A 26,869-nucleotide genomic window follows, 5' to 3' on the forward strand; every position below is an offset into this window, starting at 1 on the left:
ACGAACGCGTTGCGGCAGCCGGGGGTGGTGTCGGAGTCGTAGGTGACGACCTTGATGCCGTTGCTCATCGCCTGCTTCAGCGCCGTGCACAGCGCGCCCGGGTCCTGCGCGGACACGGCGATCCCGTCGACTGCTGCTGGGTGAGCGTGTTGACGTAGGAGACCTGCCCGGAGGTGTCGGTGGCGCTGGACGGACCCACCTCCTTGTACTTCGAGCCCAGTTCGGCCAGCGCCTTCTCACCGCCCTTGTCGGAGGTGGTGAAGTAGGGGTTGTTGACCTGCTTGGGCAGGAAGCCCACGGTCAGGCCCTTCTTGGTCGCCGCGTTCGGATCGGCGCTGCCCGCGACGGTCTTGGGGCCGTCGGAGTCGGTCACGTCCTTCTTGCTGGTCCCGCTGCAGGCGGTCGCGGTCAGGACGGGGCACGAGACGGCGGTCAGAACCGCACAGGCACGACGGGATGACGACTTGTGCATGAGAGTGTTCCTTGCGGAGAAGGGTGGCAGGAGCGACAGGCGGCCTACGGCGTGGGTGTGTGCCAACCCGGCGTGGAGCGACGCATGACGGGCCCCGGATCCCGGCCATCACGAAGCAGGTTTTGAAAGGTTTCAGGAGAGTGGGGGGGAAGCTAGCTGCCGTCCGGTGGCGCGTCAAGGGTGTTCGCCGGGCCCGTGATCACCGCCGGCCCCTCGGCCTCGGGACATCGCATGGCGTCAGGTGCTCTGACCTGCCCGGTCATGCCGCAGCGTGCCTATCGGGAAGGCAAAATGCAATTCAACAACGAGCGTGCGGGCGTCCGCTCCGGACTCCACGCCGGGCGGGATCGCGACGGCGCGGTCGGGTGGGTTGCCCGGCGGGGCGACATCGGCGAACAGGTCCGCTGCGTCCCGCGCCCTGCCTGCCCTGTGCCATGAACAACTCCAGCTCAGGGCGTGCGGTCCGCCCGCCGAGCTGAGGCGGAGGGCGCCGCCGGCCCCGACCCCGGCCCGCCGTACGAGCCTGCGGGCCGGGGCCGCGCCGGTGGTCGGACCGACGGCAGGGCGCCGTTCACCAGCCGGGAAGCGGTCATGCGCAGATCGTCATCCGGCGTGAGCATTCGGGCGGCGCCTCTCCCGCCGGGAACCTCGGTGTGGAACGGGGCAGGATCCGGCCGGTCCCGCGAGGGTGGCGCGGCTGGAAGAGGAGGTCCAACCACCAGCGTCCACCTGCCCGTTCACGGCCGTGTCGGTGACGGATTCCCCGGAAGGCGCCGGCTTGGCGCAGGATCTCCCGGGAGACAGCCGGGGCCCGCCGCTGCTACTCGGTCCACACGGTGGACAGCACCCCGCCGCGGATGTCCGAACGTGCCTATTGAAGCGTGTGGGTGCCTTGCATAGCATCACGCCATCTTTGCCCGTGGTGAAACGTTTCAATCCCTGCACGGACACCTCTGCCGTTCCGCTTCCCGGTACCCGCACCCGTCCTAAGGACCACGATGACTCCTGACTGGCATCGAAGAAGCTTCCTGCGCACCTCCGCCGTCACGGCCGGCGCCGCCGTCGTGGCGGGTTCTGCCCTCGGGGCCGTGCCCGCGGCGGCGGCTCCCGGTCCGGGGGGCGACGGGCACGAGCGCCTTGAGGTAAGGCGCACGACGGTCGAGTACGCCGAGACCTTCCTGGGCACGAACGTGGCCAGGCCCCGGCTGGGCTGGGAGCTGTCGGCCGAAGGCCAGCGCGGGGCACGCCAGACGGCGTACCAGATCCGGGTGGCCCAGGACCCGGAGGACCTGGACCACCCGCGTCGACAGTACTGGGACTCCGGCCGGGTGGCCTCGGCCCGCTCCGTCGGAGTCGAGTACGCAGGCCCCGCCCTGAAGCCCCGAACCCGCTACTACTGGCAGGTCAGGGTCTGGGACGGCAAGGGGCGTCCTTCGCAATGGAGTTGCGTGCGCTGGTGGGAGACGGCACTGCCGGAGGACGGCTGGGCGGGCCACTGGATCGGCGCGGTGGGCGACGAGGCCGCCATCGACCTCGACGGCGCCGACTGGATCTGGTCGTCGGATGCGACGGTCTCCAGCGCGCCCAAGGGAACCCGGCAGTTCCGCGGGGCTCTGGACCTGCCGGCGAACACACAGGTGGCCAGGGCGGTCGTGGTGGTGACCGCGGACGACGACTTCACCCTTTATGTGAACGGCGAACAGGTCGCGTACCAGCCACAGGCATCCGAATCCTGGCGAACGGGGCACTTCGTAGACGTCACGGATCAGGTGGGCAAGGGCGGCCGGGTCGTCGTCGCCGCCACCGCGAACAACTACCTCTGGGGTGCCGGGCTCGTGGCGCGCCTCGTCGTGACGGCCACGGACGGCAAGAAGACCGAGCTGGTGACCGACGGGACGTGGAAGGTCACCAAGGACGCGCCGGAGGGCTGGTACACGCCAGGCTTCGACGACAAGGACTGGGAAGCGGCCACCGCGCTGGCCCCCTACGGCGAGGGCCCGTGGGGTCGCGGCGTGAACGTACCCTCCGGAGCGGAGACGCCGGCGCCCCTGCTGCGCCGGAGCTTCAAGGTGCGCAAGCGGGTCGCCAGCGCCCGCCTGTACATCAGCGGTCTCGCCTACTCGACGCCGAGATCAACGGCAAGCCCGTCGGCCACCAGGTGCTCGACCCCGGTTTCACCGACTACGACGACACCGTCCTGTACACCGTCCACGACGTCACCGACCACATCAAGGAGGGCGAGAACGCCATCGGCGTCACGCTGGGCCGCGGCTTCTTCGGCCTCATGACACCGAACGCGTGGAACTGGACGAACCCGCCGTGGCACGGTGAGCCGCGCATGATCGCCCAACTGGAGATCCGGTGCACCGACGGCAGCACCGTCAGGGTGGTCTCGGACGAATCGTGGCGCGTGACGGACGGGCCCACCCGCTCCAACTCGCTGTACGCCGGGGAGACCTATGACGCCAGGCTGGCTCCCAAGGGTTGGACCCGCCCCGGGTTCGACGACGACGGCTGGCGGAGCGCGCTGAAGGTGACGGCGCCCAAGGGCACGCTCACGGCGCAGCCGCACGAGCCGATCCGCGTCATCGAGACCGTGAAGCCGGTCGAGGTGAAGGACGTCGGTGACGGGATATACCGGGTCGACATGGGACGCACCATGGCGGGCTGGACCCGTCTCACCGTCCGCGCCGCCGCCGGCACCAAGGTGACGCTCGCCCACGGCGAGAAGCTGCGGGACGGCAGCGACCGGGTGGTGACGGACAGCGGCTTCACCCCGGGCCGCTTCCAGACGGACGAGTACGTGTGCGCCGGGACCGGTGGGGACGAGGTGTGGGAGCCCAGCTTCAGCTACAAGGGTTTCCGCTACGTCGAGGTCAGTGGCCTGGACGCGGCCCCGACGCCGGACCAGATGGTGGGCCGGCTGGTGCGCAGCGGGGTCGCGAAGGTCAGCGACTTCGCCTGTTCCGAGAAGCTCTACGAGCAGATGGACCAGGCGATGCGCCGTACGATCGGCAACAACCTGCACGGCATCCCCACGGACACGCCGACGTACGAGAAGAACGGCTGGACCGGCGACGCGCAGCTCGGTGTCCCGGCGATGATGTACTCGTTCGGCATGCAGCGCTTCTTCACCAAGTGGCTCGGCGACCTCAGGGACAGCCAGAAGCCCGAGGGCAAGATCTCGTCGATCGTGCCCAGCGGCGGCTGGGGCTACAACGAGTACAGCCCGGCACCGGAATGGACGACGGTCTACCCGTTCCTGCTGCGGGAGATGTACCGCGTCTATGGCGACGAGCGGATAGTGCGCGAGCACTGGAAGCCCGTGGTGAACTACCTCGACTGGGAGCTCGGCCGGGCGCAGGACGGCCTGGTGTCCGGTGTGATCGGTGACTACCTCGCTCCGGGCACCGGAGGCGAACTGCCGGGGGAGGACATCCGGCTCGTCGCGACCGCCTACCTCTACCGTGCTCTGACCGGCATCGCGGAGCTGGCGGACGTGATCGACGACGCGGTGGTCGGCGAACGGTACCGAAAGGCCGCGGCGGATACCATGACCGCGTTCAACAAGGCGTTCCTCACCCCGCAGGGGTACTACCGCGGAGCGGTCAGGGGGACGGATCCCGGATACCTGCAGACGAGCAACTGCGTTCCGCTCGCCTTCGGGCTCGTGCCCGCGGGCGCGCGGGCCACCGTGGCCGACTCCCTCCTCAAGGACATCGAGAACAGGGGGAACCACCTGAACACGGGCGCGCTCGGCACCAGCGTCCTGCTGCCCGCGCTCGCGGCCCAGGGACACGCGGACGTCGCCCACGCCATCGCCACCCAGACCACCTACCCCAGTTGGGGCTTCTGGTTCTCCAACGGGGCGGACACGATGTGGGAGTACTGGCAGAAGGAGTCCCGCTCCCGGAACCACCTCTTCAAGGGCACGGTGGTCCAGTGGCTCTACGAGAACGTGGCGGGACTGCGCCCCGGCGACGACGGCTACCGGACGTTCACCGTGCGCCCCGACAGCCGCGTGGGAGTCCACTGGGCCCGCACCTCGCTGCGCACCGTCCGCGGTGAGATCGACACCGCCTGGACGGAAGTCGACGGCACCGTCCGGCTGACCGTCGGGGTACCCGTCGGATCCACCGCCGAAGTGCACGTACCCGCCGCCGAGAACGCCGCCGTCTCCGCACCCGACGATGCGCAGAAGCTCCGCTACGAGGACGGGTACCAGATCTATCGCGTCAGCCAGGGCAGGTGGCACTTCTCCGCCAAGATCTGACCGGATACTGTTCCAGTGCGGCGAACGGCTGGGCCGGTCGGAGCCGCACTGGCCAGGGGCGGTGCCCTGGCCAGTGCGGCAGCGGCTTCAGGAACCCCTTCCCACGAGGGGGCACGGTCGTGGCTGGCCCGCGGATCGGCGGCGGTCAACCCGACCCGGGCGCGGGCCGTGGTCTCGCCCGGGCCGACTGGGGATGTGCGGTCCGCAGGCCGGAGGTGTGCGGGCCGCGGGGCCCTGAAGATCGCCCGCGGGTCACTCGGACAGCGGTTCGCCCCCGTGGAGCGACGTGCGCGCTGCCCTGACCGCGCCGTAGCCCTGATGCCCGAGCACCGGGCTCTTGCAAGGGAAGGGACAGGTGACGGTTCAGGGCCTGAGGGTTTGCCGCATGTCGAGGTAGCAGCGCAGCCGGACGCCGGACTGCCCGCCCTCCCGGGGCGTGCGTTCGACACTCGTGGTCACCCACATCGCCGCCAGGGCCGCGTGGAAGGCGAAGGCGGTGTCGTCGTCGGCGGCTGCGATGTCGAGCATCACCAGGCCCGGCTCCGACACATGAAGCTCGTGAAACGTGTCCATGACCGCCACGACGCCGCGGTGGCCACCGCGGGTTCGCTCGCAGCCGGGCCTTCACCCGCCTGGAGCACCACGGACCGGCCACCCACCCCAGCGCTGCCGATACCGCGCCCTCTGCCCGCGCGCAGGCCGGGAACGGGGAAGGCACGGCTCCAGACGTGCCCACCGCGCGCCCGGTGGTAACATCTGTTACCATCCTGGTATGGCGAAAACGCAGCTGGGTGCGCGAGTGGACGAAGACGTCGCGGAACTCGCGAAGAAACGCGCTGCCGACCTCGGACTGAGCATCGGCGACTACCTCGCTCGTCTCGTACAGGATGACGCCAGCGGCCTGCGTGCCCGCGCGGTCGACGCGGCCGCGCGCTTCCTGGCCGAACACCAGAGCGTCTTCGACGAGGCCGAGGACGCTCAGCGGACACCACGGGGAGCGCGCGCGGCCTGATGGATCTGAACATCGACGTGCCCTGGATCCTGCAGGTCGCCGAGGTGGCCGGGGCGAATGATCCGGCACCTGACGATTACGGCGTTCCCATCTCGGCGGTGGCCCGCCACCGGGCGGAACTGTTCGAGCAGGCTGTCTACGACGGTCCCTACGCCAAGGCCGCCGCCCTGGTGCACACGCTGGGCCGGTGCCGCTGGCTGGAGCGTTCCAACCTGGCCGTCGCCGCCGCATCCGGCGTCATGTACCTCGAGGCCGCCGGAATCACGGTCAAACCCGCCCGCGAGGACGCCATCGCCCTCAAGGACCTGCTCCTGGATCCGGCCTGCACGGCCGGGAAGATCGCCGTCCTGCTGCGGGCCTGGCCCGCCACGACCTGAAACGGCTCGGTGGCCCGCCCCGCACACGGGGACGAGCCTTCCGTGCACCGTGGCCGTCGCCGTGCGGCTCGGCTCCGTCGGCACCATGTCACGCGCCGGCGGCCCCCTGGACGCGCGGGTGCGTGCCCTCTTCGCTCGGGCTCTCCGACATGACAGACGCCACGATAGGCATTCGAGTGACCTTTCCCGACACAGGGGTCGCCCGGTGTCCGGCAGGGGCCGTACCCACATACCGTCAGTGGACCCGGGTCCATGTGAAAACACGCCGCCGAACCCGGACTTGCTGAACCCGAAGAGGTGGAGGGTGAAGCCTGCGAAGCGGATCCCGCGTGATGCCTGCCCGACAGCGGACCGAGACACACGGGCGCCTGCATGACGCGGACTCTCCTGGCTGCGCTCGCGCTTCTCGTCGTGCTGCTGGGCGGCTGCGGCACCGGCGGGACCGGTCCGCCCACCCTGAACTGGTACAGCTTCCCGGACGACTCGGGCGCCCTGGCGGGTGCCGCGGCCAACTGCACCCGGGCGTCGGGCGGCCGTTACCGCATCGCGTACCACAAGCTCCCGCGGACCTCCGACGGTCAGCGGCAGCAGCTGGTACGACGACTCGCCGCGCGCGACGCCACCGTCGACATCATGGGACTCGACGTCACCTGGCCGGCCGAGTTCGCCGCGGCCCGGTGGATCGTCCCGTGGACCGGTGAGATCCGCGAGCGCGCCGTCCGCGACACCCTCGCGGTGCCGCTGGACACGGCCACATGGAAGGGCCGGCTCTACGCCGTTCCGTACAACACCAACACCCAGTTGCTCTGGTACCGAAGCGACCTCGTGCCTCGGCCACCCCGGACCTGGGCCGAGATGCTGGGCATGGCCCGGGATCTGGCCCGCCGCGGCAAGCCGCACTACGTCGAGGTGCAGGGTGCCCAGTACGAAGGGCTGACAGTCTGGTTCAACACGCTCGTGGCGAGCGCGGGCGGCTCGATCCTCAATGCCACGGCGACGGCGCCCTCGCTCGGCCCGCCTGCCGTGCGAGCCGCGTCGGTCATGCGTGAACTGGCGGTGTCGCCCGCGGCGGACCCGTCGCTGCCGAACCAGATGGAGGACCAGAACCGGCTGGCCATGGAGGCCGGTGGTGCCGCATTCCAGCTGAACTACCCGTTCGTCTATCCGGCGATGAGGGCGGACAACCCCGCACTCTTCCCGCACCTGCGCTGGTCGTCCTACCCCGCGGTGGACCAAGGGCGGCCCGCACGACCGACCATCGGCGGCATCGACCTGGCCGTCGGAAGCTTTTCGCGCCATCGACAGCTCGCCTACGAAGCCGCCCTGTGCCTGCGCAACCGGCACAACCAGCTGACGGCCGCCTTGCAGGGCGGGCTGCCGCCGACCCTGCGCTCGCTGTACTCGGATCCCGCGCTGACGAAGGACTACCCCTTCGCGGCCGAGGTGCTGGCCTCGCTGGGACGTGCCAGTGTCAGGCCCAAGACCCCCGCCTACCAGAACGTGTCCATCGCGATCTCGCACACCCTCTCACCGCCTTCGCAGATCGATCCACGAGAAGACGTCCGGAGCCTCGGCAGCCAGATGGAGGACGCACTCCAGTCCAAGGGACTCATTCCGTGAACCCGACGCTTCCCACGGTCCCCGGCGCGCCCCCGTCCGCGCGGGGCCCGGCTGCGATCCGGTCCGGGAGCGGGCCGCAGGAGCGGCGGCTGGCCTGGCTGCTGTGCGCACCGGCGACCATCGTGATGCTGGCCGTCACGGTCTACCCCGTCGTGTACGCGGTCTACCTCTCACTCCAGCGCTACGACCTGCGCTTTCCGGACCAGGCTCACTTCGTCGGACTGAGCAACTACGGCGCCGTGCTGTCCTCGGCGTTCTGGTGGCAGGCCCTCTGGGTGACGCTCGTCATCACGGTCGTCTCGGTTTCCGTGGAACTCGCTCTCGGCTTCGCGCTGGCCCTGGTCATGCACCGCACGCTCTTCGGCCGCGGTGGCGTCCGCACGGCGGTGCTCGTTCCCTACGGCATCGTCACCGTCGTCGCGGCCTATTCCTGGCAGTACGCCTGGACGCCGGGGACCGGATACCTCGCGTCCCTGCTGCCGACCGGGGAAGCCCCGCTGACCGGGACATGGACCGCCATCGGCGTGATCGTCATCGCGGAAGTGTGGAAGACGACTCCGTTCATGGCGCTGCTTCTGCTCGCGGGGCTCACGCTGGTGCCCGAGGAAACGCTGGAGGCGGCCCAGGTGGACGGAGCGACCGCCTGGCAACGGCTGACCAGAGTCACCGTGCCGCTCATGAAACCCGCGATCCTGGTGGCGCTGCTGTTCCGGACCCTGGACGCGTTCCGCATCTTCGACAACATCTACGTCCTGACCGCGGGCGCCCATGGCACGGGTTCGGTGTCGATCCTGGGATACGACAACCTCTTCTCCGCTCTCAACCTCGGCATCGGATCGGCGATCTCGGTACTGATCTTCCTGTGCGTGGCGCTGATCGTCGTGGTGTTCGTCGCTGTCTTCGGCGTCGCCGCTCCCGACGCGCCGGACGGGGGGCGCCGATGACCGGCTCGGCCGGACGCCGCACGGCGGGCTGGGCGGTGGCCAACCTGATCGTGATCGCCTACGCGTTGTTCCCGGTGTGGTGGATCGTCGCGCTGTCGTTCAAGGACCCCAGCACCCTGACGGACGGAAGCTACATCCCCACCAAGTGGACGTTGGTGAACTACCGGGGCATCTTCGCGACGACGGATTTCACCCGCGCCTTCGTCAACTCCGTCGGCATCTCGCTCATCTCGACGGCGATCGCGGTGGCGCTGGGCACCTTGGCGGCCTACGCCGTGGCCCGGCTCCGGTTCCCGGGCAGACGCCTGCTCGTGGGGATGTCGCTGCTGATCGCCATGTTCCCCCCGATCTCCCTGGTGTCCCCGTTGTTCAACATCGAGCGGCTCCTGGGCATCTTCGACACCTGGCCGGGGCTGATCATCCCGTACACGACGTTCTCCCTCCCGCTCGCGCTGTACATCCTGTCGGCGTTCTTCCGCGAGATCCCATGGGATCTGGAGGACGCGGCCGCGGTGGACGGTGCCACGCCCGCGCAGACGTTCCGGCTGGTGATGGTGCCGCTGGCGGCACCAGGCGTGTTCACGACGGCGATCCTGGTCTTCATCTTCTGCTGGAACGACTTCCTCTTCGCGATCTCCCTGACCTCGACGAACGCGGCGCGCACCGTCCCGGCGGCGATCGCCTTCTTCACCGGAAGCAGCCAGTTCGCACAGCCGACGGGTTCGATCGCCGCCGCCGCGGTGGTGATCACCGTCCCGGTCATCGTCTTCGTGTTGTTGTTCCAGCGGCGCATCGTCGCAGGACTCACCTCCGGAGCGGTCAAGAACTAGGGCGGCGCAGGCGCCGGTGAGCGGGATCGCCGCCCACTCGGTCACGGTGCGTCGGGTCTCCCGGCCGTTTCGACCCGCACGCCGAGAACGGCCTCGATGCGGCCGACCTCTTCGGGATCCGCCTCCCAGTCCGTGATGAGAGACGTCACCATGCCGAGCGGGCAGATCCGGGCGAGTGTCGCCCTTCCCACCTTCGAGTGGTCCGCGACGACGACGGCCTTCGAACCGCTCTCCACGAACGCGCGGTTCGTGGCCGCCTCCAGGGGATCGTGTGTCGTGCAGCCGTACGCCGCGCTGATGCCGTCGACACCGAGGAACGCGATGTCCGTGTGATGCTCGGACAGGGCTCGTTCGGCGCCGGGACCGACCAGTTCGAATGTCTGGCTGCGCGCGTGACCCCCGGTCATGATCAGCCGGACGTGGGACTGGGGTGCCAGTTCGGCGGCGATGTTGATCGCGTTCGTCACGACGGTCACCGGGCCGCGAGCGGCGAGCAGCCGGGCGATCTCGAAGGTGGTCGTACCGCCGGTGAGACCGACGACGGCACCGTCGCCGACGAGCCGGACCGCGGCCTGCGCGATCGCGCGCTTCTGAGACCGCCGACTCTCCGCCTTACGCGGCAAAGGCAGTTCGAGCGTGCCGCCGACCGCCACTCCGCCGCCGTGCGTACGCCTCAGAAGACGCTGGTCGCTCAGGAACAGCAGGTCTCGCCTCACCGTGGCCGGGGACACGTTCAGCCACGTCGAGAGTTCCGTGACGCTGACGGTGCGTCGGCTGCTCAGGCGCTCAAGAATGCGCAGGTGCCGCTCGCTCCTTGTGCGAGGCCCCTGCGCCTCGTCGGTGCCGGTCTCCGTCATGAACGTCCTTCCCTTCTCCAGCGAACAGGGGCCGTCGTCTGCACAGCCGGGCCTTCGTGCCGAAAGCCGACCACGTGCGGCTCCGGCGGCGCTGAGTCGCTGCCGCGTCAGCAGCCGTCCTCCATGGTGCGTGATGCTGATCGGAATGAACAGTGAATGAGCGTTTCGTTGACGGGTCCCGCGTGGAGTTGTTTACTCCTTGCACGCTGAGGTTCGCGGACTTCAGCGCAGCGGTACGCCCAGCCGGTACGCCCCTCAGGCAAGTCCGGCCAAAGTCGCCAGGCGCCACGTTTTCCAGTGAGCCGACCGAGGCGGGGACGCACCCACGTCACATGGAGCACTTCCATGAACGTCTTTTCGAGCACAGGGCGTTGGGCGCCGCTCGTCGTGGCCGCAACCGCAGCCCGCGGCTCCGCGCGGGCTGCAGCCGTCACGCCGCAGCCGAACCCTCCGGACATCCACACCCGCGAGACCTGCTGACGCGTCAAGGGCGGGCGAGTCGTTTCCGCCCGTTCTCGGCGCACGTCCCGGCGGACCGCTGCGGCCGGCAAGGCCGTCGCCCCGGCCGGCGAGAACGCCGTCAGCCGCCCGACCGTCCTTCCTCGACTCCCGACCCGCATCCGCCCATCATGCCCTCGCCCTGCCAGGAGGTCCCATGCTCCCGCCCCAGCCCTGCACGAACACCCTCCCAAGCCGTCGGCGTGTGCTGGGCGGCGGGGGAGCGGTCGCCCTGACGGCACTGGGCGGTTCAGCGCTCACCGCCTGCGCAGGCCAGAACGGCGGCTCCGCCGACGGAGTCGTACAGATCGACATGTGGCACGGCCAGACGGACTCGGGACTGACCGCGATCAAGTACCTGATCGCGAAGTTCGAGAAGGAACACCCCACAATCCGCGTCGACCTCGGCGGTGGCGTCATTGCGGACAACATGCTGCAGAAGGTGACCGCCGGCCTGGCCGCCGGCTCCGTACCCGACATCGCCTACATATTCGGCTCCGACCTGGCCAGTGTCGCCCGCAGTCCCCAGCTGGCGGATCTCACGGAGTTCACCGCTTCCAGGCCGGTGCCGTGGAAGCAGTACTGGGCGGCCGCGCGCGACGCCGTGACGGTCAAGGGGAGAGTCCGGGCCACGCCGGCCCTGTTGGACTCCCTGGCCGTCGTATGCAACAAGAAGGTCTTCCGCGACGCGGGCGTGCCCCTGCCGAAGGCCGGTTGGACCTGGGACGACTTCGTCGAGACGGCCCGCACGCTCACCGACCCGGCGCACAACGTCTTCGGCACCGGCTGGCCGGGCGCCGGCGACGAGGACACCGTGTGGCGCATCTGGCCCATGGTCTGGGACCTGGGCGGTGACGTGATCACCGAGGACGGGCGGCGGGCCGGTTTCTCGGGCGAGCCCGGGCTACGGGCGCTGGAGACCATCCGGTCCCTGGTCGGGGACAAGAGCTGCTACGTCGATCCGAAGCCCGGCGGCGAGCAGATGTACCAGGTCTTCGCGGGGGGCCGGTTGGGCATGGTCGCCACCGGGCCCTGGCAACTGCCCGACATCCGGCAGGCCGGCATCGACTACGAGGTGGTGCCGCTGCCGAGCTTCAGCGGGAAGCCCGTCACCATCTCCGGCCCGGACACCTGGGCCGTCTTCGACAACGGTGCCGCCAAGCTCCAGGCGGCACGCACCCTGGTGGGCTGGCTCATGGACCCGGCCCAGGACGTCACCTGGGGGGTGCAGGCGGGCAGCCTGCCGCTCAGCCGCACCGCGGAGCGCCTGCCGCAGTGGACGCAGCACGCGAAGGAAGTACCCGGCCTGTCCGTGTTCACCGATGCTCTGGCTGGCGCGCGGGTACGCCCGGTGCACCCGGCGTACCCGAAGATCTCCAAGGCGGTCGGCGAGGCCGTCACGGCCGTACTGCTGCAACGCAGCAGCCCGTCCGCCGCCCTGCGGTCCTGCCTGAGCGAGGCCAACGCCGCTCTCGCCGAGACGAACGGGTGACGACGTCATGTCCCGGCCCGCTCCCATCACCCTCGCGCCGAACACCCACCGGCCCCGCCGGTCCGCACGGGGCCGCGAGTCGGCGACGGCCTGGGCGTTCGTATCGCCCTCGGCGGTCGTCATCCTGGGCCTGAGCGTCGTGCCCGTCGTCTGGTCCCTCCTCCTGTCGTTCCAGTCGTCCGACCTTCTCACCCCCAGTCACTGGGTGGGCCTGGACAACTACCACCGGCTCAGCCGCGACCCCGAGTTCACCGAAGCGGTCCGCAACACCCTGCTGTACACGGCGCTGTACGTTCCGCTCAGCATCGGGTTCGGTCTCGTGCTGGCGCTCGCGCTCAACCGCCGCATCCGCTTCACCGGGTTGTACCGCACCCTGATGTTCGTGCCGTTCGTCGTCTCGGCGACCTCGCAGGGCGTCCTGTTCTCCTTCATCCTCGACCCCGAGTTCGGCGCGGCCAACTCCCTGCTCACCAGGATCGGCGTCGGCGCTCAGGGTTTCCTCACCGATCCCGGCCAGGCACTCCTGGTACTGGTGGCGATCTCGGTGTGGAGCGGTACGGGGTTCTGCGTCGTGATCTACCTCGCCGCCCTCCAGGACGTTCCCCAGGAACTGATCGAGGCGGCCGCGCTCGACGGCGCCTCCGGCCGGCGCATCCTGCGGCACGTGACGCTGCCCGCCCTGGCTCCGGTCACCGTCTTCCTGCTCCTGTGGCAGACCATCAACGCCCTGCAGGTGTTCGACCTGGTCTACGTCACCACCAAGGGCGGTCCCCTGGGCTCGACCACCCTGATCGTCTACTTCGTATGGGAGCAGGCGTTCAAGAACTTCACCGCCGGATACGGTGCGGCGGCCGCCTACGTCCTGGCCCTCGCCCTCCTGCTGCTCGCAGTGGTGCCGACATCCGTGCGCCGCCTGCGCACCCTCCGGTCGAAAGGGGCCGGCGCATGACCGTCACTCAGGAACGCCGGCCGGCTGCGGGAGCGGGGAGCCGCAGGACACCGAGCGAGCTTCGCCGGGCGTCCCGTAGGCGTCTGCTTCCCTTCGACCCGTGGCACCTCGTCCTGGCTCCGCTCGCGCTGCTCTTCGCGGCGCCGCTGATGTGGCTGATGGTCAGCTCCGTCATGAGCAACGCGGAGATCAACCGGTTCCCCCCGGCGCTGTGGCCCTCGGGTGTGGATCTGGGCGGCTACCGCTTCGTACTCAGCAACGCGCTGTTTCCACAGTGGTTCACGAACTCCCTGATCGTCTCCGCCGTGGCCGTGGTGGCGAATCTGCTGTTCGGCACCCTCGGCGGCTACGCCTTCGCCCGGATGCGGTTCGCCGGCTCCCGGCTCCTGCTGCTCCTGCTGCTCGCCACCATGGCGATCCCCTTCCAGCTCACCATGATCCCGACCTTCCTGGTCATGAAGCAGCTGGGACTCATCGACACCCTCGGGGCGCTGATCGTGCCCTCACTGGTGACGCCGTTCTCCGTCTTCCTGCTCAGGCAGTTCTTCCTCTCCCTGCCCAGAGAGCTCGAGGAGGCGGCATGGATCGACGGCTGCGGCCGGCTGCGCATCGTCTTCCGGATCGTCCTTCCGCTCTCCCGGCCGGCCCTGAGCACCGTGGCCGTGCTGACGTTCCTCAGCACATGGAACGACCTGTCGTGGCCACTGATCGCGATCAACCACGACGCCGGCTACACGCTGCCCCTGGGCCTGACGACCTTTCAGGGACAGCACCACACGCAGTGGTCGGCCGTCATGGCGGGCAACGTCATCACCGTACTGCCCGTACTGATCGCCTTCCTCGCCGCGCAGAAGACCTTCATCCGGTCCATCACCACCAGCGGTCTGAAGGGCTGACCTTGCCCGGACCGCCGCCTCCACCGTCTTCGTACCCCCTGAACCCCATCTCCCAGGACACACCATGCCGCGCACCTTCGATCTGCTGGTCATCGGCGACGCCAACCCGGACGTCATCATCGGCCCCCTCAGTACCTCGCTCGTGTACGGACAGCGGGAACAACTGGTCGACCACGGCGCCATGACTCTGGGCGGCTCCGCCGCCATCACCGCGTGCGGCGCGGCCCGGCTCGGCCTCAGCGTCGCCTTCGCCGGCCGTGTCGGCGACGACGACGCGGGCCGCTACGTACGCGACCGCCTTGCCGCGCGAGGCGTCGACGTCAGCGCTCTCCACCTGGACAGCGCACTCTCCACACCGATGACCGTCAGCATCACGCGGGGCCGGGACCGCGCCATCGTCACGGCATCCGGAACCCTGAGCGCCGTGTCGGGATCCGACGTCCCCGAGCAGTTGCTGACCGGCGTCCGGCACGTGCACTCCGCCTCGTTCTTCCTCATGCCACGCCTGGCCCGCGAGCTGGCCGCCCTGTTCCGGACCGCACGGTCCGCGGGAGCCACCACGTCACTCGACACCAACGACGACCCGTCCGGACGCTGGGAATCGGCCGCTCTCGCCGAACTCCTCAAAGAGACCGACCTGTTGCTGCCGAACGCACAGGAGGCCCGCCGACTGGCCGGAGCCGGGGAGGACACCGGCCTCACCGAGGCCGCCCGGCTGCTGACCCGACTGGGGCCGGCGGTGGTGGTCAAGGACGGTGCCGCCGGCGCCCTGTACGACGACGGCACGAGACCGATCCGGGTGCCGGCGGCCGAGGTGGTGGTGCGCGACACCGTCGGCGCCGGTGACAGTTTCGACGCGGGGTTCATAGCCGCCCGCCTCCGCGACCGCACACCCCAGGAGGCACTCGCCGTAGCGGCGGCCTGCGGAGCCCTGTCCACGCGCGGCTCCGGCGGCACCGACGCACAGCCCACCTGGGCCGAAGCCCTCGCTTTCCCTTCCAGCACTGGAGTCGTTTCCTGATGACCGTCCCCAAAGTCGTTCTCCTCGGCGCCGGCAGCGTCGTCTTCACCCAGGGGCTGCTCGCTGACCTCTTCTCCTTCCCGGAACTCGGTTCGGCGCACATAGCCCTGCACGACATCGACCCCGAGAGGCTGGCCACCGCGGAGGCCGCCACCCGTCACATCGCCGCCCGCCGCCACGTCAGCCCCGAGGTGTCGGCCCACACCGACCGCCGCAAGGCGCTGGCCGACGCCGACTTCGTGCTCAACCTGGTCCAGATCGGCATGCGCGACGCGACGCGCACCGACTTCGAGATCCCGGCACGCTACGGCCTGTCCCAGACCATCGGCGACACGCTGGGCGTCGGCGGCATCTTCCGGGCTTTGCGCACCTTCCCCTTCCTGAAGGAGCTGGGTGAGGACATCAAGGCCGTCTGCCCGGACGCGTGGCTGCTCAACTACACCAATCCGATGGCCATGAACGTCCAGTACCTCTCCCAGGCGACCGGCCTGCGCCGCGTGGTGGGCCTGTGCCATTCGGTGCACTGGACCCTGCACGGCCTGTGCGAGCTGGTGGGAGCCCCCTTCGACGAGGTCACCTACACCGCGGCGGGAGTCAACCACCAGGCGTGGGTCCTGCGCTTCGAGCACAGGGGCGAGGACCTCTACCACCGGCTCGACGCCCTGATCGCCGACGACCCGCAGCTACGCCGGCGCACGCGCATCGACATGTACCGACGCCTCGGCTACTACCCGACCGAGACGAGCGAGCATTCGTCGGAGTACGTTCCCTGGTACCTGCACCGCCAGGAGGAGATCGAACGGCTGCGGCTGCCCATCGGCGCGTACCTGGAGATCAGCGACGAGAACCTCCGCGAGTACCGGGCGACCCGGGACGCGCTCGCCGCCGGCAGCGAGCTCGCTGTCGAGGGCACGATGGAGTACGCGCCTCAGATCATCCACAGCATCGTCACGGGCCGGCCGCGCACGGTGTACGGCAACGTACCCAACCGCGGGCTCATCGAGAACCTCCCGGCGGGCGGCACGGTGGAGGTGCCCTGCCTGGTGGACGGCTCGGGAATCCAGCCGACCCGGGTCGGCTCGCTGCCCGCCCAGCTCGCCGCCCTCAACCGCGCGTACCTCAGCGTGAACGAACTGGTCGTCCAGGCCGCGCTGCACGACGAGCCGCTGCATATCCGTCATGCCGCCATGTCCGACCCGGCCACAGCCGCGGCGCTGCCCGTCGAGCGGATCTGGGAGCTGTGCGACGACATGGTCCGGGCACACGCGCCGCTGCTGCAACCTTCGCTGCGCAGGCCGGTAAGCATCTGACGCCCCGGCTTCCTTTCGTCATTCCAGGAGTACCCATGTCCTATACATCTCAGGAAATCGCCTCCCAGCCCGTTGTCTGGCAGCAGGCCCTCGACAGCCTCGCCGCGCACGCCGGGGCGCTTCCCCGCCAGGGCGAGCGCGTCGCCGTCATCGGATGCGGCACTTCGCTGTTCATGGCCCAGGCGTATGCGGCGCTGCGCGAGGAGACAGGCCACGGTGTCACCGACGCGTACCCGGCCTCGGAGCCCAGGCTGGACCGCGGCTACGACCGTGTGCTGGCCCTGACCCGTTCGGGCACCACCACCGAAGTGATCACCGCGCTGCGGGAGACCACCGGCGCCGCCGTCACGGTCGTCACCGCGGTGGCCGGCTCACCCGTCACCGAGTACGCCGACCACGTCGTGTGCCTCGGCCACGCCGACGAACGGTCCGTGGTGCAGACCCGTTTCCCGACCACCCTGCTGCTGCTCCTGCGTGCTCATCTGGGGCTGTCCGTCCAGGCCGCCGTGTCGGACGTGCGCGTCGCGCTCGACCGCGCGCTCCCCGTGGAGCTGACCACCGCCGAGCAGATCACCTTCCTGGGAGCGGGCTGGGCGGCGGGCCTCGCCAACGAGGCCGCCCTCAAGGTACGCGAGACGGCGGGGTACTGGGCCGAGTCCTATTCGCCGATGGAGTACCGGCACGGGCCCATCGCGGTCGCCCGCCAGGGGCGCGCGGTGTGGAGTCTGACCCCGCTGAGCCCGTCCCTGGCCGCCCAGGTCCGCGCCACCGGAGCAGTGCTGCGCGAGCCTGCGCTGGACCCGCTCGCCGAGCTCGTTCTGGCACAGCGTGTGGCCGTCCGGCTCGCCGAGGGCGCTGGACGTGATCCGGACAGCCCCGAGCACCTCACCCGATCCGTCATCCTCAGCCCCGCCGGCTGAGCCGTCGCCAGGACATCGCGTGCCTCTCACCCCGACACACAAGCTGCTCACCTCCGCCCCGGCGGCCGTGGGCGCCTTCAACGCCGTCACTCTGGAACAGCTGCAGGCCATCCTCGACGGAGCCGGACAGGCCGGGCTGCCCGTCATCGTGCAGATCAGCCAGAACGCGGTGGACTACCACGGGGCGCTGGCCCCGCTGGCCGCTGCCGCGAAGGCCTCGATCGCAGCGACGGACGTCCCGGTGGCGCTCCATCTCGACCACGCCACCCGGACCGAGCTGATCGAGGAGGCCGTGGATCTGGGATTCACCTCGGTGATGTACGACGGCGCCCACTTGCCCTGGGACGACAACGTGACACAGACGGCGCAGACCGCCTTTCGGTGTCACCAGCGCGGTGTCTTCGTCGAGGCCGAGCTCGGCGAGGTCGGCGGCAAGAACGGCGCGCACACTCCCGGCGTGCGCACCAGCCCGCGGGAGGCGGCGCGTTTCGTGGCGGAGACGGGCGTCGACGCACTGGCCGTGGCCGTCGGCACCTCGCACCACATGACGCAGCGGACCGCCGCGATCGACCTGAATTTGGTGCGCGAGCTGCATGCCGCCGTGCCGGTGCCCCTGGTGCTGCACGGCTCCTCGGGCGCGGACGACACGACGCTCGTGGCGGCAGCGGCCGCCGGCATGCGCAAGATCAACGTGTCCACCTATCTCAACGTCGCCTTCACTGGAGCGGTACGGGCGCATCTGGCGGCCGAGAGCGACTGCGTTGACCCGCGCCGCTTTCTCGGGCCGGCCCGTGCCTCCATGGCCGACCGAGTAGCGCATCTGCTGAGGCTTCTCGCCTCGGCGGCGCGGCCTGCGCGGACGCCGACGCACACGGGCTGAGCCCGCCCACTGCCCGGCGGGGGCCGGGAAATCCGCGTGCAGCCGTTCAGTGCCTGCATGTGTTCAGGGCCTGCATGCGCACGGCAGGAACATGCCGGTGAATTGTCTGGACGGAGCAGGTTCAAGCATGGTGCTTAGATGGGATTCCGGAGGCTGCGCATGGCCGATGTGAACGCGAAGACAGGTAACACGCCCGGATACCGGACGGCAGCCGTCGCACGCCCTGACAACGCGTTGCCGGCCGGTCCCGATCCGTTTCACCGGGTGCCCGGCCGGCAGGAGTTCCCCTCTCCGCCGTTGTCACGGGCGGCGGTCCGACGAACCGACGGCTCCTGCGAAGCGCGGTGCGGGCCGCCGGCCGGGACTGTGCCGGCGTGGGAGCCGGCACAGTGATCCTCACCGTTACGCTCAACGCCGCACTGGACATCACCTACGAGGTCGAGCGGATCAACCTCACCACGGCCCACCGGGTGCGTGTCGCCGGGCAACGCGCCGGGGGCAAGGGGCTCAACGTGGCCGGAACCCTGGCCGCACTGGGGCACGAGGTGACCGTGACCGGTCTCGTCGGCGGTCGCGTCGGCGGGCAGATACGAGACGAGGTCGCCGTGTCGGGGCTGCGGGACGAATTCGTCTCCATCGGGGACGAGAGCCGCCGGACCGTGGCCGTCGTGGACCGGGGGATCGGGGACGCCACCACCTTCCTGGAGGCAGGGCCTTCGGTCACTCCTGCCGAGTGGGACCGGTTCCTGGCGCACTACCGGCTGCTGCTGCGGCACGCGCAGGCCGTGGTGCTCTCCGGCAGCGTGCCGCCGGGGGTGCCGCACGACGCCTACGGCACGCTCGTGGCCGAGGCCAAAGAGCTGGGTGTCCCGGCCGTTCTGGACGCCGACGGCCCGGCGCTCCTCGCGGGGCTGTCCGCCGGCCCCGAAATCATCAAACCGAACCAGCACGAACTGACCGAGGCGGCAGGGACCCCGGACCCCGTAGCGGCTGCCGGACTGCTGCGTGGGCGCGGCGCCGAGGCGGTGGTGGCGTCGTTGGGACCCGGCGGCCTGCTCGCTGTCACGCCGCACGCCGCATGGCGCGCCTGTCCACCCGAATCCCTGACCGGAAACCCCACCGGGGCCGGTGACGCCGTCGTCGCCGGCCTGGTGGCCGGGATGGTCCGTAATGACTCCTGGCCGACCCGGTTGGCAGACGCCGTGGCGCTCTCGGCAGCCACGGTCCTCGCCCCGCAGGCAGGTGTGTTCGACCACGCCGCCTACCAGCGTATGCGAAGCCGGGTGCGATTGGAGGAGACCTCGCTTCCCGAAGCACACAACAGCACTTCTACACCTGGCAGTTGACATCCTCGCAGTCCCAGCGACCGTCGCCGGCGCTGCGCGGTGGAATGCATCCGTGCCGCGCAGCCGCCGTCTCAGGGCCCGGGCCACCTGCGCAGCACTTGGCATCGCGACCGACGGCCGCGCTCATCTCGGCCCGGCCCGCACCCTGCACCGGGGGCTTTGATGAGCGACGGCTCGCTTGCGACCTCTCATCAGCCGAGGCCGACGTCGCCGCCGGATTGCGATTGCCGCGCGCGCCCCTGCACGTCCTTCGCACCGCAACACGGCGGGCGGGCACTTCACGACACACCGGTGGCCCGCGTGGGACCCTCCGAGCGTCTGAGAATGTCTGTCGACCGCCTCTTCGGTGCAACGGAGGTGCCGCGGCGGGAATCCCGCCGCGGCGAGGTGATCCTCGTGCGGATGCGCAGGCTGTCCCGTCCGTGAGAAGCGGCTACTCGTCCGACACGAGGGCACCGCACACGCCAAGCTCGCCCGCACGGCGCTGACGGCGTCGAAGGGCGGTGCCCGCCCGGCGAGTGCTCGGCCGTCCCCGACCCGAAGGGCCGGCGGATCCACGCCCTCGTCTCACCGGGGCCCGCGCACCGGCGACCCAGGCGAGCAGCAGTGCGTCAGGTCGGTAAACACCTCATCCTGAGGGAGTGTCACGGCGGTGTGCCGCACGAATGGTCATCCATGTGTGCCGGGGCCCGTCACGGCCCTCGACATCAGAGCAGCACATAACTCCGGGGCCGAATACGTGAGTTGATGATGGATCTTTGCAGACGCACCCCGGAACGTTCATCGCTGATCAATCTAAGATCAAGAGTGCAGAGAATGCTCATTTGAACTCTCTTGACTTGGCTTGTTCTCGCCGTTTAACTTCACGCCAAGTCGAAGTTCAGAACTTCGCATCAGAGGTACGCCCAGCCGGTGAGCGGTAGCGATCCGCACAAGTCCGGCCCGAGTCGCCAGGCCAATCTTTGAGGGGCCGAGGCGGGGACGTGCCCGCAAAGAAGGAGCTCGCCCAATGAGTCTTCTCAACAGAACCCGCTTCGGCGGACTTGCCGTGACTGCCCTCGCCACCACCGCGCTCTTGACTGCCACACCGTCGGCAAGTGCAGCGACAATCACTCTTCCGCCAGTCGCCGGACAGTTCGACTACCAGATCGGGAAGCCTTACACCCCGCCGTCCGGCGTGCAGGTGGTGAGCCGTGACTGGAAGGTGGATCCGGCGCCTGGGATGTACAACATCTGTTATGTCAACGCCTTCCAGACGCAGAAGGAGGGCGATCCGGACGGGCCGGCCGACTGGGACAAGAACCTTCTCCTGCAGGACGCCAACGGCCAGGTCATCATCGACAAGGACTGGCACGAGTCGCTGCTGGACATCACCACGGACGCCAAGCGTCAGGCGATCTTCAACCGGATCAAGGTCCAGATCGACACGTGCGCGAACAAGAAGTTCAAGGGCCTGGAACTCGACAACTACGACAGCTACACGCGCTCCAACAACGCCATTTCCGCTGAGGACGCACAGACCTATATGAGGATTCTGTCCGCGTACGGTCACCAGAAGGGTCTCGCTGTCGCTCAGAAGAACACCCTCGAGCTCGCTCCCAACCGCGTCGCCAACGGGCTGGACTTCGCGGTCGTCGAGGAGTGTGGCCAGCAGGCGGAACCCGAGTGCGGTGACTACATCAACGCCTTTGGAAACCATGTCATCCTCATTGAGTACACCACCGGCGGCATGGCGAACGCGTGCCAGTACGGTGACCAAGTGAGCGTTGTACTGCGCGACCTCGCGGTATCGGATCCGGCATCCGGAACGTACGTACGCGGAACCTGCGCCGACTATTCGTCCTCTGAGCCCGGGCCCGTCGACGAGGTGGACGAGTAGGGACAGCGGACCGTCAAACCGCTGGGAGTACGGTGCGGCAGGTAACTTGCCGGGGGCACCGCACTCCCAGCGGTAGGTGACGTTGCGGCGTCTGCTGTGGTCGCCGCCGGCCCGGAGCGCCGGCAGCCGGCTGAGCAGATCCGGCCGCACGGCTCCCGGGCCTCGGCGTGTGAGGGCCGTACGGGCTACTTCCCGTACGCTCCGAACGTCTTCGAGAACGCGAAGTCGCCCTGGTCGATGGAGCTGCAGTTGTTGTCGGGGCTGGACTTGGGGCCGCCCGGGCAGGCCTTGTCACGGTTCACCGACCACATCGAGATCCAGGCGATCCCCTTGGATTTCGCGAATGCCAGCAGCTGTGCGGCGTCGTCGACCGTGAAGGTTTCCGGCGTGACGTCGTTGACGCCGATCATCGGTGTCACGGCCAGGGCGTGCCAGGCAGCGGAGTCGCTGAGCCCGAGAGCGCTCTTGATCTGTCCCTGGGTGGAGGCGGCCGCCTGCTGGGCGTAGTCCCCCATGTCGCCGCTGTATTGCGTGCCGTAGTCCATCGTCATGATGTTCACGGTGTCGACGTGCGCGCCGTTGGCCTTGGCGTTGGCCAGGATGTTGACGCCGTCCTGGGTGAGGCCCTCCGGCATCACCGGAAGCGTGAAGGAGACGTTCAGGCCGGGATGCTTCGCCTGGAGTTGGGCGATGGCCTTGGCACGCAGCGTGTTCGCGGCCGTGTTGCCCAGTGTGGCCCCCTCGATGTCGAAGTCGACCTTGGTCAGCTTGTACGTGTCGATGACCTTGCCGTAGGCGCCGGCCAGCGCGTCCACGGAAGAACACGTGGTGGCCAGCTCCGCGTTGATGGCGCCGCCGAAGGAGGCCCGGACGTCGCCTCCCCCGGCCCGCACGGCGGCGATCCGCCTGGCCATGGTCGCGTCGGACAGATCGGTGACGGCACCCCACTTGGGAGTGCAGTTCCCGCCGTCGGTGATGAACGCGAGGTTGTAGTCTTTCACGCCGCTCGCCCGGGCCGTGCCGGCCATGTCGAATTCCGGGGTGAGGGTCAGGTCGACGTAGGGGGCGAACCCGGCCGAGCCGGTGGTGCGGGGGGAAGGCGTCGGATCAGGATCGGTACTCGGACTCGTCGACCCGGAGGGGGCGGGGGCCGGCTTTTGGCTTCCGGTGGGGGCGGGGGTCGGCGGCCGGCTGCCGGTGGGGTGCTCGCTCGGCTGCGGTGTGCTGGCACTGCCGGTGGAGCACGCACCGCCGTTGATGCGGCAGCCTGTCGGATCGCCGGCACCCTGGACGACGAAGCCGACCGTCACCGACGCGCCCGGGGCGAGGCCCTCGGTCGCCCAGGAGGCCGGCTTCACCGTGACGTGCGAACCGCGCACGGAGGAGGTGCCGTTCCACAGAGAGCTGAGCTTGGCGCCGGCGGGGAGATCGAACGTGAGCGTCCACTTCTTCTCGGTCCTGCCCGTGCTGTTGGTGACCACGTACTGCGCGGTGTAGCCCGTCGACCAGTCGTTCGTCTTCGTGTACACGGCGCCCACACCGGCCGCCTGCGCGCTGGCGGTGAAGACGAGCGCGCCGCCGCCGACCACTCCTGCGGCGACAAGGCCCGCTATCACCTTGTTCCTCGTACTGATCCTGCGCCGGTGCTCGCTCACGTTTGACCGCCTCTGTGTGCGAAGGAGTGGGGGAGGGAATGCCTGCAACGGCGTCGAGCCGCTGAGCAGCGCACACGCTAACGATCCGTGGGGTGTGCCGGAAAAGGGCTTCTGGGAAGCGTGAAAGGCAGGGCCGTTGCGTCCTGGGGCATCCTGCCGGGGGCCGCCGGCCGGTCCGACGCGCGGTGGCGTCCACCCGGCCGGACGCGCGGCGCACCACGTCTCTTGCCGGCCCGTGGGGCGACGCGCCCTTCGGCCCGACCCGCAGGGGACCACCCCTTCCCGCGTCCGGACGACGCGGGAAGGGGTGGCAGCGGCCGGGTGCGCCGGACCTGACGCTTCGCCTCCCGTCTCCCGGAAGGCCGCAGACACGCGTCCGCGCCGACGGGCGGGGCCACCGTCTCGTCGGCGCCGCGCGGGCACACTTCTCAGTGCGCGATCGTGCAGGACATGTGCGGCAGGGCCGACGGGGCGCCGCCCTGCACGGTCATCCCGAACGAAGTACTCGACGAAGCGGCCAGGGAGCCGTTGTACGAGGCGTTGGACGCGGCCACGGCGCGCCCCGACTGGACGAGTTCGGCGTTCCAGTGGGCCGTGGTCCGCAGGCCGCCGGGCCAAGTCCACCCGACCTTCCAGCCCTTGGACGCGGCAGCCCCGGTGCGCACCGTGACCTCGGCGTTGAACCCGCTGTTCCAGGACGTGGTGACCGCCATGCTCGCGCTGCACCCTGTCGCCGCGTTCGTCGCGGGGCCCGACGGCATGTGGCCGGAGGGCGTGGGGTCCGCGGAGGTGCCGGGTGACGAGGGGGTGCCGGACGGGGTGGGCGAAGCGGAGGGCGAGGCAGTGCCCGCGGGAGGCGCGGACGGTGAGCCGCCGCCGCTCGTCGTGTACGGCACGCCCGTGTAGGGAGCCGAGCACGGCGCACAGCCACCGGGCCGGCTGAAGGTGTACTCCCGGCCTCCGGCCAGTAGCTTGTCGTTCGCGTCGACGACCCGGATCCGGTAGTGGTCTCCGGCGGGGGTCTCCGGCCGGATCTCGTAGCGCTGGCCGTTGTCGGAGGTCATCGTGCCCTTTTTCCAGGCGCCGCCGTCGAAGTACTCCACTCCGTGGATGCCGTTGGGCAGATGCGTGATCAGAACGGGCGCGTAGTAGGTGTCGGCACCCTGGGCGAAACCGATCTTGATGTCGCCGGTGTAACCGGGTGCGGGGATGAACGACCAGTCCACCTCACGGTTGTTCCACTTACCGAGCGCGTCCAGATCGCCCACCTTCTTGCCGGCCAGCCTGAAGTCCGACAGGGCGGCGTGCGAGAGGTCCAGGTGGTACTTGCTGGACCGGCACCATTCGTTGCTGTCTCCGCAGCTGTCCGTGACAACGGCGTTCAGGGTCGCACCGTTGTACTCGTCGGCCTTCCACGCCCCGCCTTTGCAGATGCCGGCACCGGCGGCTCCTCCGTTGCTCACGGTGCAGAAGTCGCTGAGTCTGATCCGGACCCAGCGACCGCAGTTGAGGCCGTTGTCCCATACTCCCCGCACATCGCTGCGGGACGCGGGGACGGGACGCGGCAGGTCGGTGGCGAAGTCTCCGGGTGTGTTCCACACGTTGAGCGCCACGAAGTCCGTGCTCTCGATCTGCTTCGGCGGGACCCCGCAGCCCAAGCCGTCCTGCCCCTCCGCGTCGAAGTACGTCGCCACCCCCGAGTAGGACTCGGTCGCCTGCGCGGAGCCGGGCCCGAGGAGACTCGTGAACAGCAGGCCGAGTCCGGACGCGGCCGCCAGGCCCAAGGCGACTGCCTTTCCTCTGCTTCTGCGGTGCAAGGTCACTCCTATGGAAGAGTGGGGGGCGCCACGCGTGAACCGCCGGTCGTCGCATGCGTACGACGCGCCTGGCTCCGGTCCCTTGGACGGTTACCGGTCAGACTCTGCCCCACCACCGGAGCCGGCCGGGGCGTCCTGCCCGTTGGGCTGCCTGCTCGTGCCAGGGCATCGCGTCATGGGTCCACAGGCGGGCGGCCCTGGGCGGCGGAGGCGGGTGCCGCCCGGGCGGACCCCCAGGGGGGCGGGTGCTCGTGGCACCCGGTCAGGACGAGACGCAGGAGACCTTGTTGAGGACGACGTTGCTGGCCCAGTCGTCGCTGGTCGGTCCGTCGTAGACCATGCCGATGGTCAGTGAGCCTCCCGCGGCGACGGCGCGCTCGTAGTCGGCGGCCGTGATCGTGACCCGGCTGCCGTTGGTCGTACTGGTCCCGCCCCACGTGTCCCGGAGAGTGGTTCCCGCGGCGATGTCGAAGGACACCTGCCAGTCCGACAGAGCGACCTTCGACTGCACGATCAGGCTCACCGTCGCGCCGACATGCCAGTCGTCGACCACCTTGAGCCGGCTGGTGCACAGGGGGGCGGAGCCGCTCCGGCTCGTACGGGGCTTCGGCCCGGCGGGTGGCGCCTTCCGGGCCGATGCCGGGTGGTGGCCCTCCTTCTGTACGACGACGTTCGGGGACGGGGCGGTGGTGGGTCCCGCGCTCTCGGAGCGGGTGCGCACGGGTGGACCGGAAGGCGGCGACGGGGTGGTGCCCGCATGCGCCTCGGTCCGCCGGCCCGCCGGAGCGTGCGGTGCCGCCAACACCGTTACGGCCGCGACCAGCAGGCCGACGCCCACGACGGCGACCGCCGCGGCCGCGCCCAGGGCGGCCCGTCGCCGTGGCACACGCGGGATCGTCGACCGGGTGACAGGCCGCGGCGACACCGGCCGGCCGGCCGTGTGTGCGAACTCGCGCCGGACCGCGACGTAGGCGGCCCCCTTCCACCCCAGGGCGGCCGACGCGATCAGGTCACCCAGCGTCCCGTCGTGCGCGGCGTTCAGGCACGCCCAAAGGTCATCGCACTCGGCGCACCCGTCGAGGTGCTCCCGCAGTTCCGGGGGGAGCCGCGTGGCGCCCCGGCGGATACTTGCCGCCAGCATGCCTCCGTAGGAACGGCAGGTGCGCTGGCGCAGGGCATCCTCCATGTGCTGGGCTCGGCAGCGATCCACGAAGGCCGTGTGCACCTCCTCCAGGACACGAGCGGTGTACTCCGCCTCCCAGCCCAGCACCGTCGCCAGCAGGTGTGCGGGACGCGCCTCCACCCTGTGCCACCACAGCAGCTCCGCGTCGAGTGCGCTGAGGCCGTACAGGCCGCGCAGGTACAGGGGAGGCCGCTCGTCACGGGCGCCGAGGCCGTCGAGCCAGGTGACGTAGTCCGGGATCAGCAAAGAGGCCCGGTCGGGCAGCGTCCGCCATGCCGCGGCCGTGTCGTGCAGGCTCCGCAGCAGGCGGGGCACGGCGGGCAGTCGCGTGGCCGGTGCCCCCACCACGGACACCTCGAACGAATCCGCCCGCGCCATGGCCGACCGCACCAGTGCGCGGGCCGCCTCGTCGCTGACGGTGCACAGTGCGGCATACGAGAGGGCGATGTCGGCAGCGGCGTCGTCGAGGAGACGGCGGAATTCCATCGCAGAGGGCTCGGCGGCGAGCAACGACCGCCCGGGCCGCCATACGGGAAACGTCCGTTGGGGCAATGGACAACCTCCTCGACTCAACAGGCCGCCATACAGGGGGTCACGTCGCCGCCAGGCTGTTCCACGCCTGAAACGAAGGCGGAGCG

The 26,869-nt window shown here is 69.8% G+C and carries 20 protein-coding genes and 2 pseudogenes; 16 read left to right on the plus strand and 6 right to left on the minus strand.

The window, feature by feature from the left end:
• Positions 1-472 (minus strand): annotated as a pseudogene (locus ACZ7FF_RS42055) (substrate-binding domain-containing protein); the annotation flags it as partial.
• A gap of 998 nt (positions 473-1,470) precedes the next feature.
• Between ACZ7FF_RS42055 and ACZ7FF_RS42060 the strand changes: the two are divergent.
• A pseudogene (locus ACZ7FF_RS42060) lies at positions 1,471-1,884 on the plus strand (glycoside hydrolase family 78 protein); the annotation flags it as partial.
• Between the two features lie 746 nt (positions 1,885-2,630).
• Positions 2,631-4,745 carry a family 78 glycoside hydrolase catalytic domain gene (locus tag ACZ7FF_RS42065; protein WP_470819677.1) on the plus strand — a complete coding sequence of 705 codons (2,115 nt, stop codon included), beginning with the start codon at positions 2,631-2,633 and terminating at the stop codon, positions 4,743-4,745.
• A gap of 363 nt (positions 4,746-5,108) precedes the next feature.
• Here the strand turns inward: ACZ7FF_RS42065 and ACZ7FF_RS42070 are convergent, their stop codons facing one another.
• On the minus strand, positions 5,109-5,318 hold the full coding sequence (locus tag ACZ7FF_RS42070) for a DUF6207 family protein (RefSeq protein WP_470819679.1): 210 nt from the start codon (positions 5,316-5,318) through the stop codon (positions 5,109-5,111).
• Positions 5,319-5,517: 199 nt separating this feature from the next.
• Here ACZ7FF_RS42070 and ACZ7FF_RS42075 point away from each other — a divergent pair, with 199 nt between their 5' ends.
• The 5 genes from ACZ7FF_RS42075 to ACZ7FF_RS42095 all read left to right on the plus strand — a co-directional run bounded on the left by ACZ7FF_RS42075 (position 5,518) and on the right by ACZ7FF_RS42095 (position 9,528).
• A complete protein-coding gene (locus tag ACZ7FF_RS42075) occupies positions 5,518-5,757 on the plus strand; it encodes a hypothetical protein (protein ID WP_470819681.1) in 240 nt (79 codons plus the stop codon).
• Positions 5,757-6,134, plus strand: a complete 378-nt coding sequence (locus ACZ7FF_RS42080; protein WP_470819682.1) for a fic family toxin-antitoxin system, toxin component — start codon at positions 5,757-5,759, stop codon at positions 6,132-6,134. Before ACZ7FF_RS42075 ends, ACZ7FF_RS42080 begins: the two co-directional genes overlap by 1 nt.
• A 372-nt stretch (positions 6,135-6,506) precedes the next feature.
• Entirely contained in the window at positions 6,507-7,754 is a 1,248-nt protein-coding gene (locus tag ACZ7FF_RS42085; RefSeq protein WP_470819684.1) for an ABC transporter substrate-binding protein, read from the plus strand.
• A gap of 56 nt (positions 7,755-7,810) precedes the next feature.
• Entirely contained in the window at positions 7,811-8,698 is an 888-nt protein-coding gene (locus ACZ7FF_RS42090) for a carbohydrate ABC transporter permease (protein ID WP_470819731.1), read from the plus strand.
• Positions 8,695-9,528, plus strand: a complete 834-nt coding sequence (locus ACZ7FF_RS42095) for a carbohydrate ABC transporter permease (protein WP_470819685.1) — start codon at positions 8,695-8,697, stop codon at positions 9,526-9,528. The genes ACZ7FF_RS42090 and ACZ7FF_RS42095 overlap by 4 nt, the downstream gene beginning before the upstream one ends.
• Positions 9,529-9,569: 41 nt before the next feature.
• On the opposite strand, the gene ACZ7FF_RS42100 is transcribed toward ACZ7FF_RS42095, so the two are convergent.
• A complete protein-coding gene (locus ACZ7FF_RS42100) occupies positions 9,570-10,385 on the minus strand; it encodes a DeoR/GlpR family DNA-binding transcription regulator (RefSeq protein ID WP_470819686.1) in 816 nt (271 codons plus the stop codon).
• A 655-nt stretch (positions 10,386-11,040) separates the two neighbouring features.
• Between ACZ7FF_RS42100 and ACZ7FF_RS42105 the strand changes: the two genes are divergently transcribed.
• The 9 genes from ACZ7FF_RS42105 (at position 11,041) to ACZ7FF_RS42145 (ending at position 21,576) form a co-directional block, all read left to right on the plus strand.
• Positions 11,041-12,375: an ABC transporter substrate-binding protein gene (locus ACZ7FF_RS42105; protein WP_470819687.1), complete on the plus strand. Its 1,335-nt coding sequence runs from the start codon at positions 11,041-11,043 to the stop codon at positions 12,373-12,375.
• Between the two features lie 7 nt (positions 12,376-12,382).
• A complete protein-coding gene (locus ACZ7FF_RS42110) occupies positions 12,383-13,324 on the plus strand; it encodes a carbohydrate ABC transporter permease (RefSeq protein WP_470819688.1) in 942 nt (313 codons plus the stop codon).
• Positions 13,321-14,220, plus strand: coding sequence for a carbohydrate ABC transporter permease (locus ACZ7FF_RS42115; protein ID WP_470819690.1), 900 nt, complete (start codon positions 13,321-13,323; stop codon positions 14,218-14,220). Before ACZ7FF_RS42110 ends, ACZ7FF_RS42115 begins: the two co-directional genes overlap by 4 nt.
• A 64-nt stretch (positions 14,221-14,284) precedes the next feature.
• On the plus strand, positions 14,285-15,241 hold the full coding sequence (locus tag ACZ7FF_RS42120; protein WP_470819692.1) for a carbohydrate kinase family protein: 957 nt from the start codon (positions 14,285-14,287) through the stop codon (positions 15,239-15,241).
• Positions 15,241-16,551, plus strand: coding sequence for an alpha-galactosidase (gene melA / locus ACZ7FF_RS42125; RefSeq protein WP_470819694.1), 1,311 nt, complete (start codon positions 15,241-15,243; stop codon positions 16,549-16,551). The genes ACZ7FF_RS42120 and melA overlap by 1 nt, the downstream gene beginning before the upstream one ends.
• Before the next feature lie 35 nt (positions 16,552-16,586).
• Positions 16,587-17,471: an SIS domain-containing protein gene (locus ACZ7FF_RS42130; RefSeq protein ID WP_470819696.1), complete on the plus strand. Its 885-nt coding sequence runs from the start codon at positions 16,587-16,589 to the stop codon at positions 17,469-17,471.
• A 19-nt stretch (positions 17,472-17,490) separates the two neighbouring features.
• A complete protein-coding gene (locus ACZ7FF_RS42135) occupies positions 17,491-18,351 on the plus strand; it encodes a class II fructose-bisphosphate aldolase (RefSeq protein ID WP_470819697.1) in 861 nt (286 codons plus the stop codon).
• 389 nt (positions 18,352-18,740) lie between these two features.
• Entirely contained in the window at positions 18,741-19,697 is a 957-nt protein-coding gene (locus tag ACZ7FF_RS42140; protein ID WP_470819699.1) for a 1-phosphofructokinase family hexose kinase, read from the plus strand.
• A gap of 1,009 nt (positions 19,698-20,706) precedes the next feature.
• Positions 20,707-21,576: an endo alpha-1,4 polygalactosaminidase gene (locus ACZ7FF_RS42145; RefSeq protein ID WP_470819700.1), complete on the plus strand. Its 870-nt coding sequence runs from the start codon at positions 20,707-20,709 to the stop codon at positions 21,574-21,576.
• 185 nt (positions 21,577-21,761) lie between these two features.
• On the opposite strand, the gene ACZ7FF_RS42150 is transcribed toward ACZ7FF_RS42145, so the two are convergent.
• From ACZ7FF_RS42150 to ACZ7FF_RS42160, 3 genes are all read right to left on the minus strand, one after another.
• Positions 21,762-23,231: a glycoside hydrolase family 18 protein gene (locus tag ACZ7FF_RS42150; RefSeq protein WP_470819702.1), complete on the minus strand. Its 1,470-nt coding sequence runs from the start codon at positions 23,229-23,231 to the stop codon at positions 21,762-21,764.
• A 428-nt stretch (positions 23,232-23,659) separates the two neighbouring features.
• Positions 23,660-25,015 carry a cellulose binding domain-containing protein gene (locus ACZ7FF_RS42155; RefSeq protein ID WP_470819704.1) on the minus strand — a complete coding sequence of 452 codons (1,356 nt, stop codon included), beginning with the start codon at positions 25,013-25,015 and terminating at the stop codon, positions 23,660-23,662.
• Between the two features lie 295 nt (positions 25,016-25,310).
• The gene (locus tag ACZ7FF_RS42160; RefSeq protein ID WP_470819706.1) at positions 25,311-26,717 is read right to left on the minus strand and encodes a cellulose binding domain-containing protein; all 1,407 of its coding nucleotides are present in this window, start codon (positions 26,715-26,717) and stop codon (positions 25,311-25,313) included.
• Positions 26,718-26,869: the final 152 nt, after the last annotated feature.

Source organism: Streptomyces sp. NPDC037126, assembly GCF_055605965.1.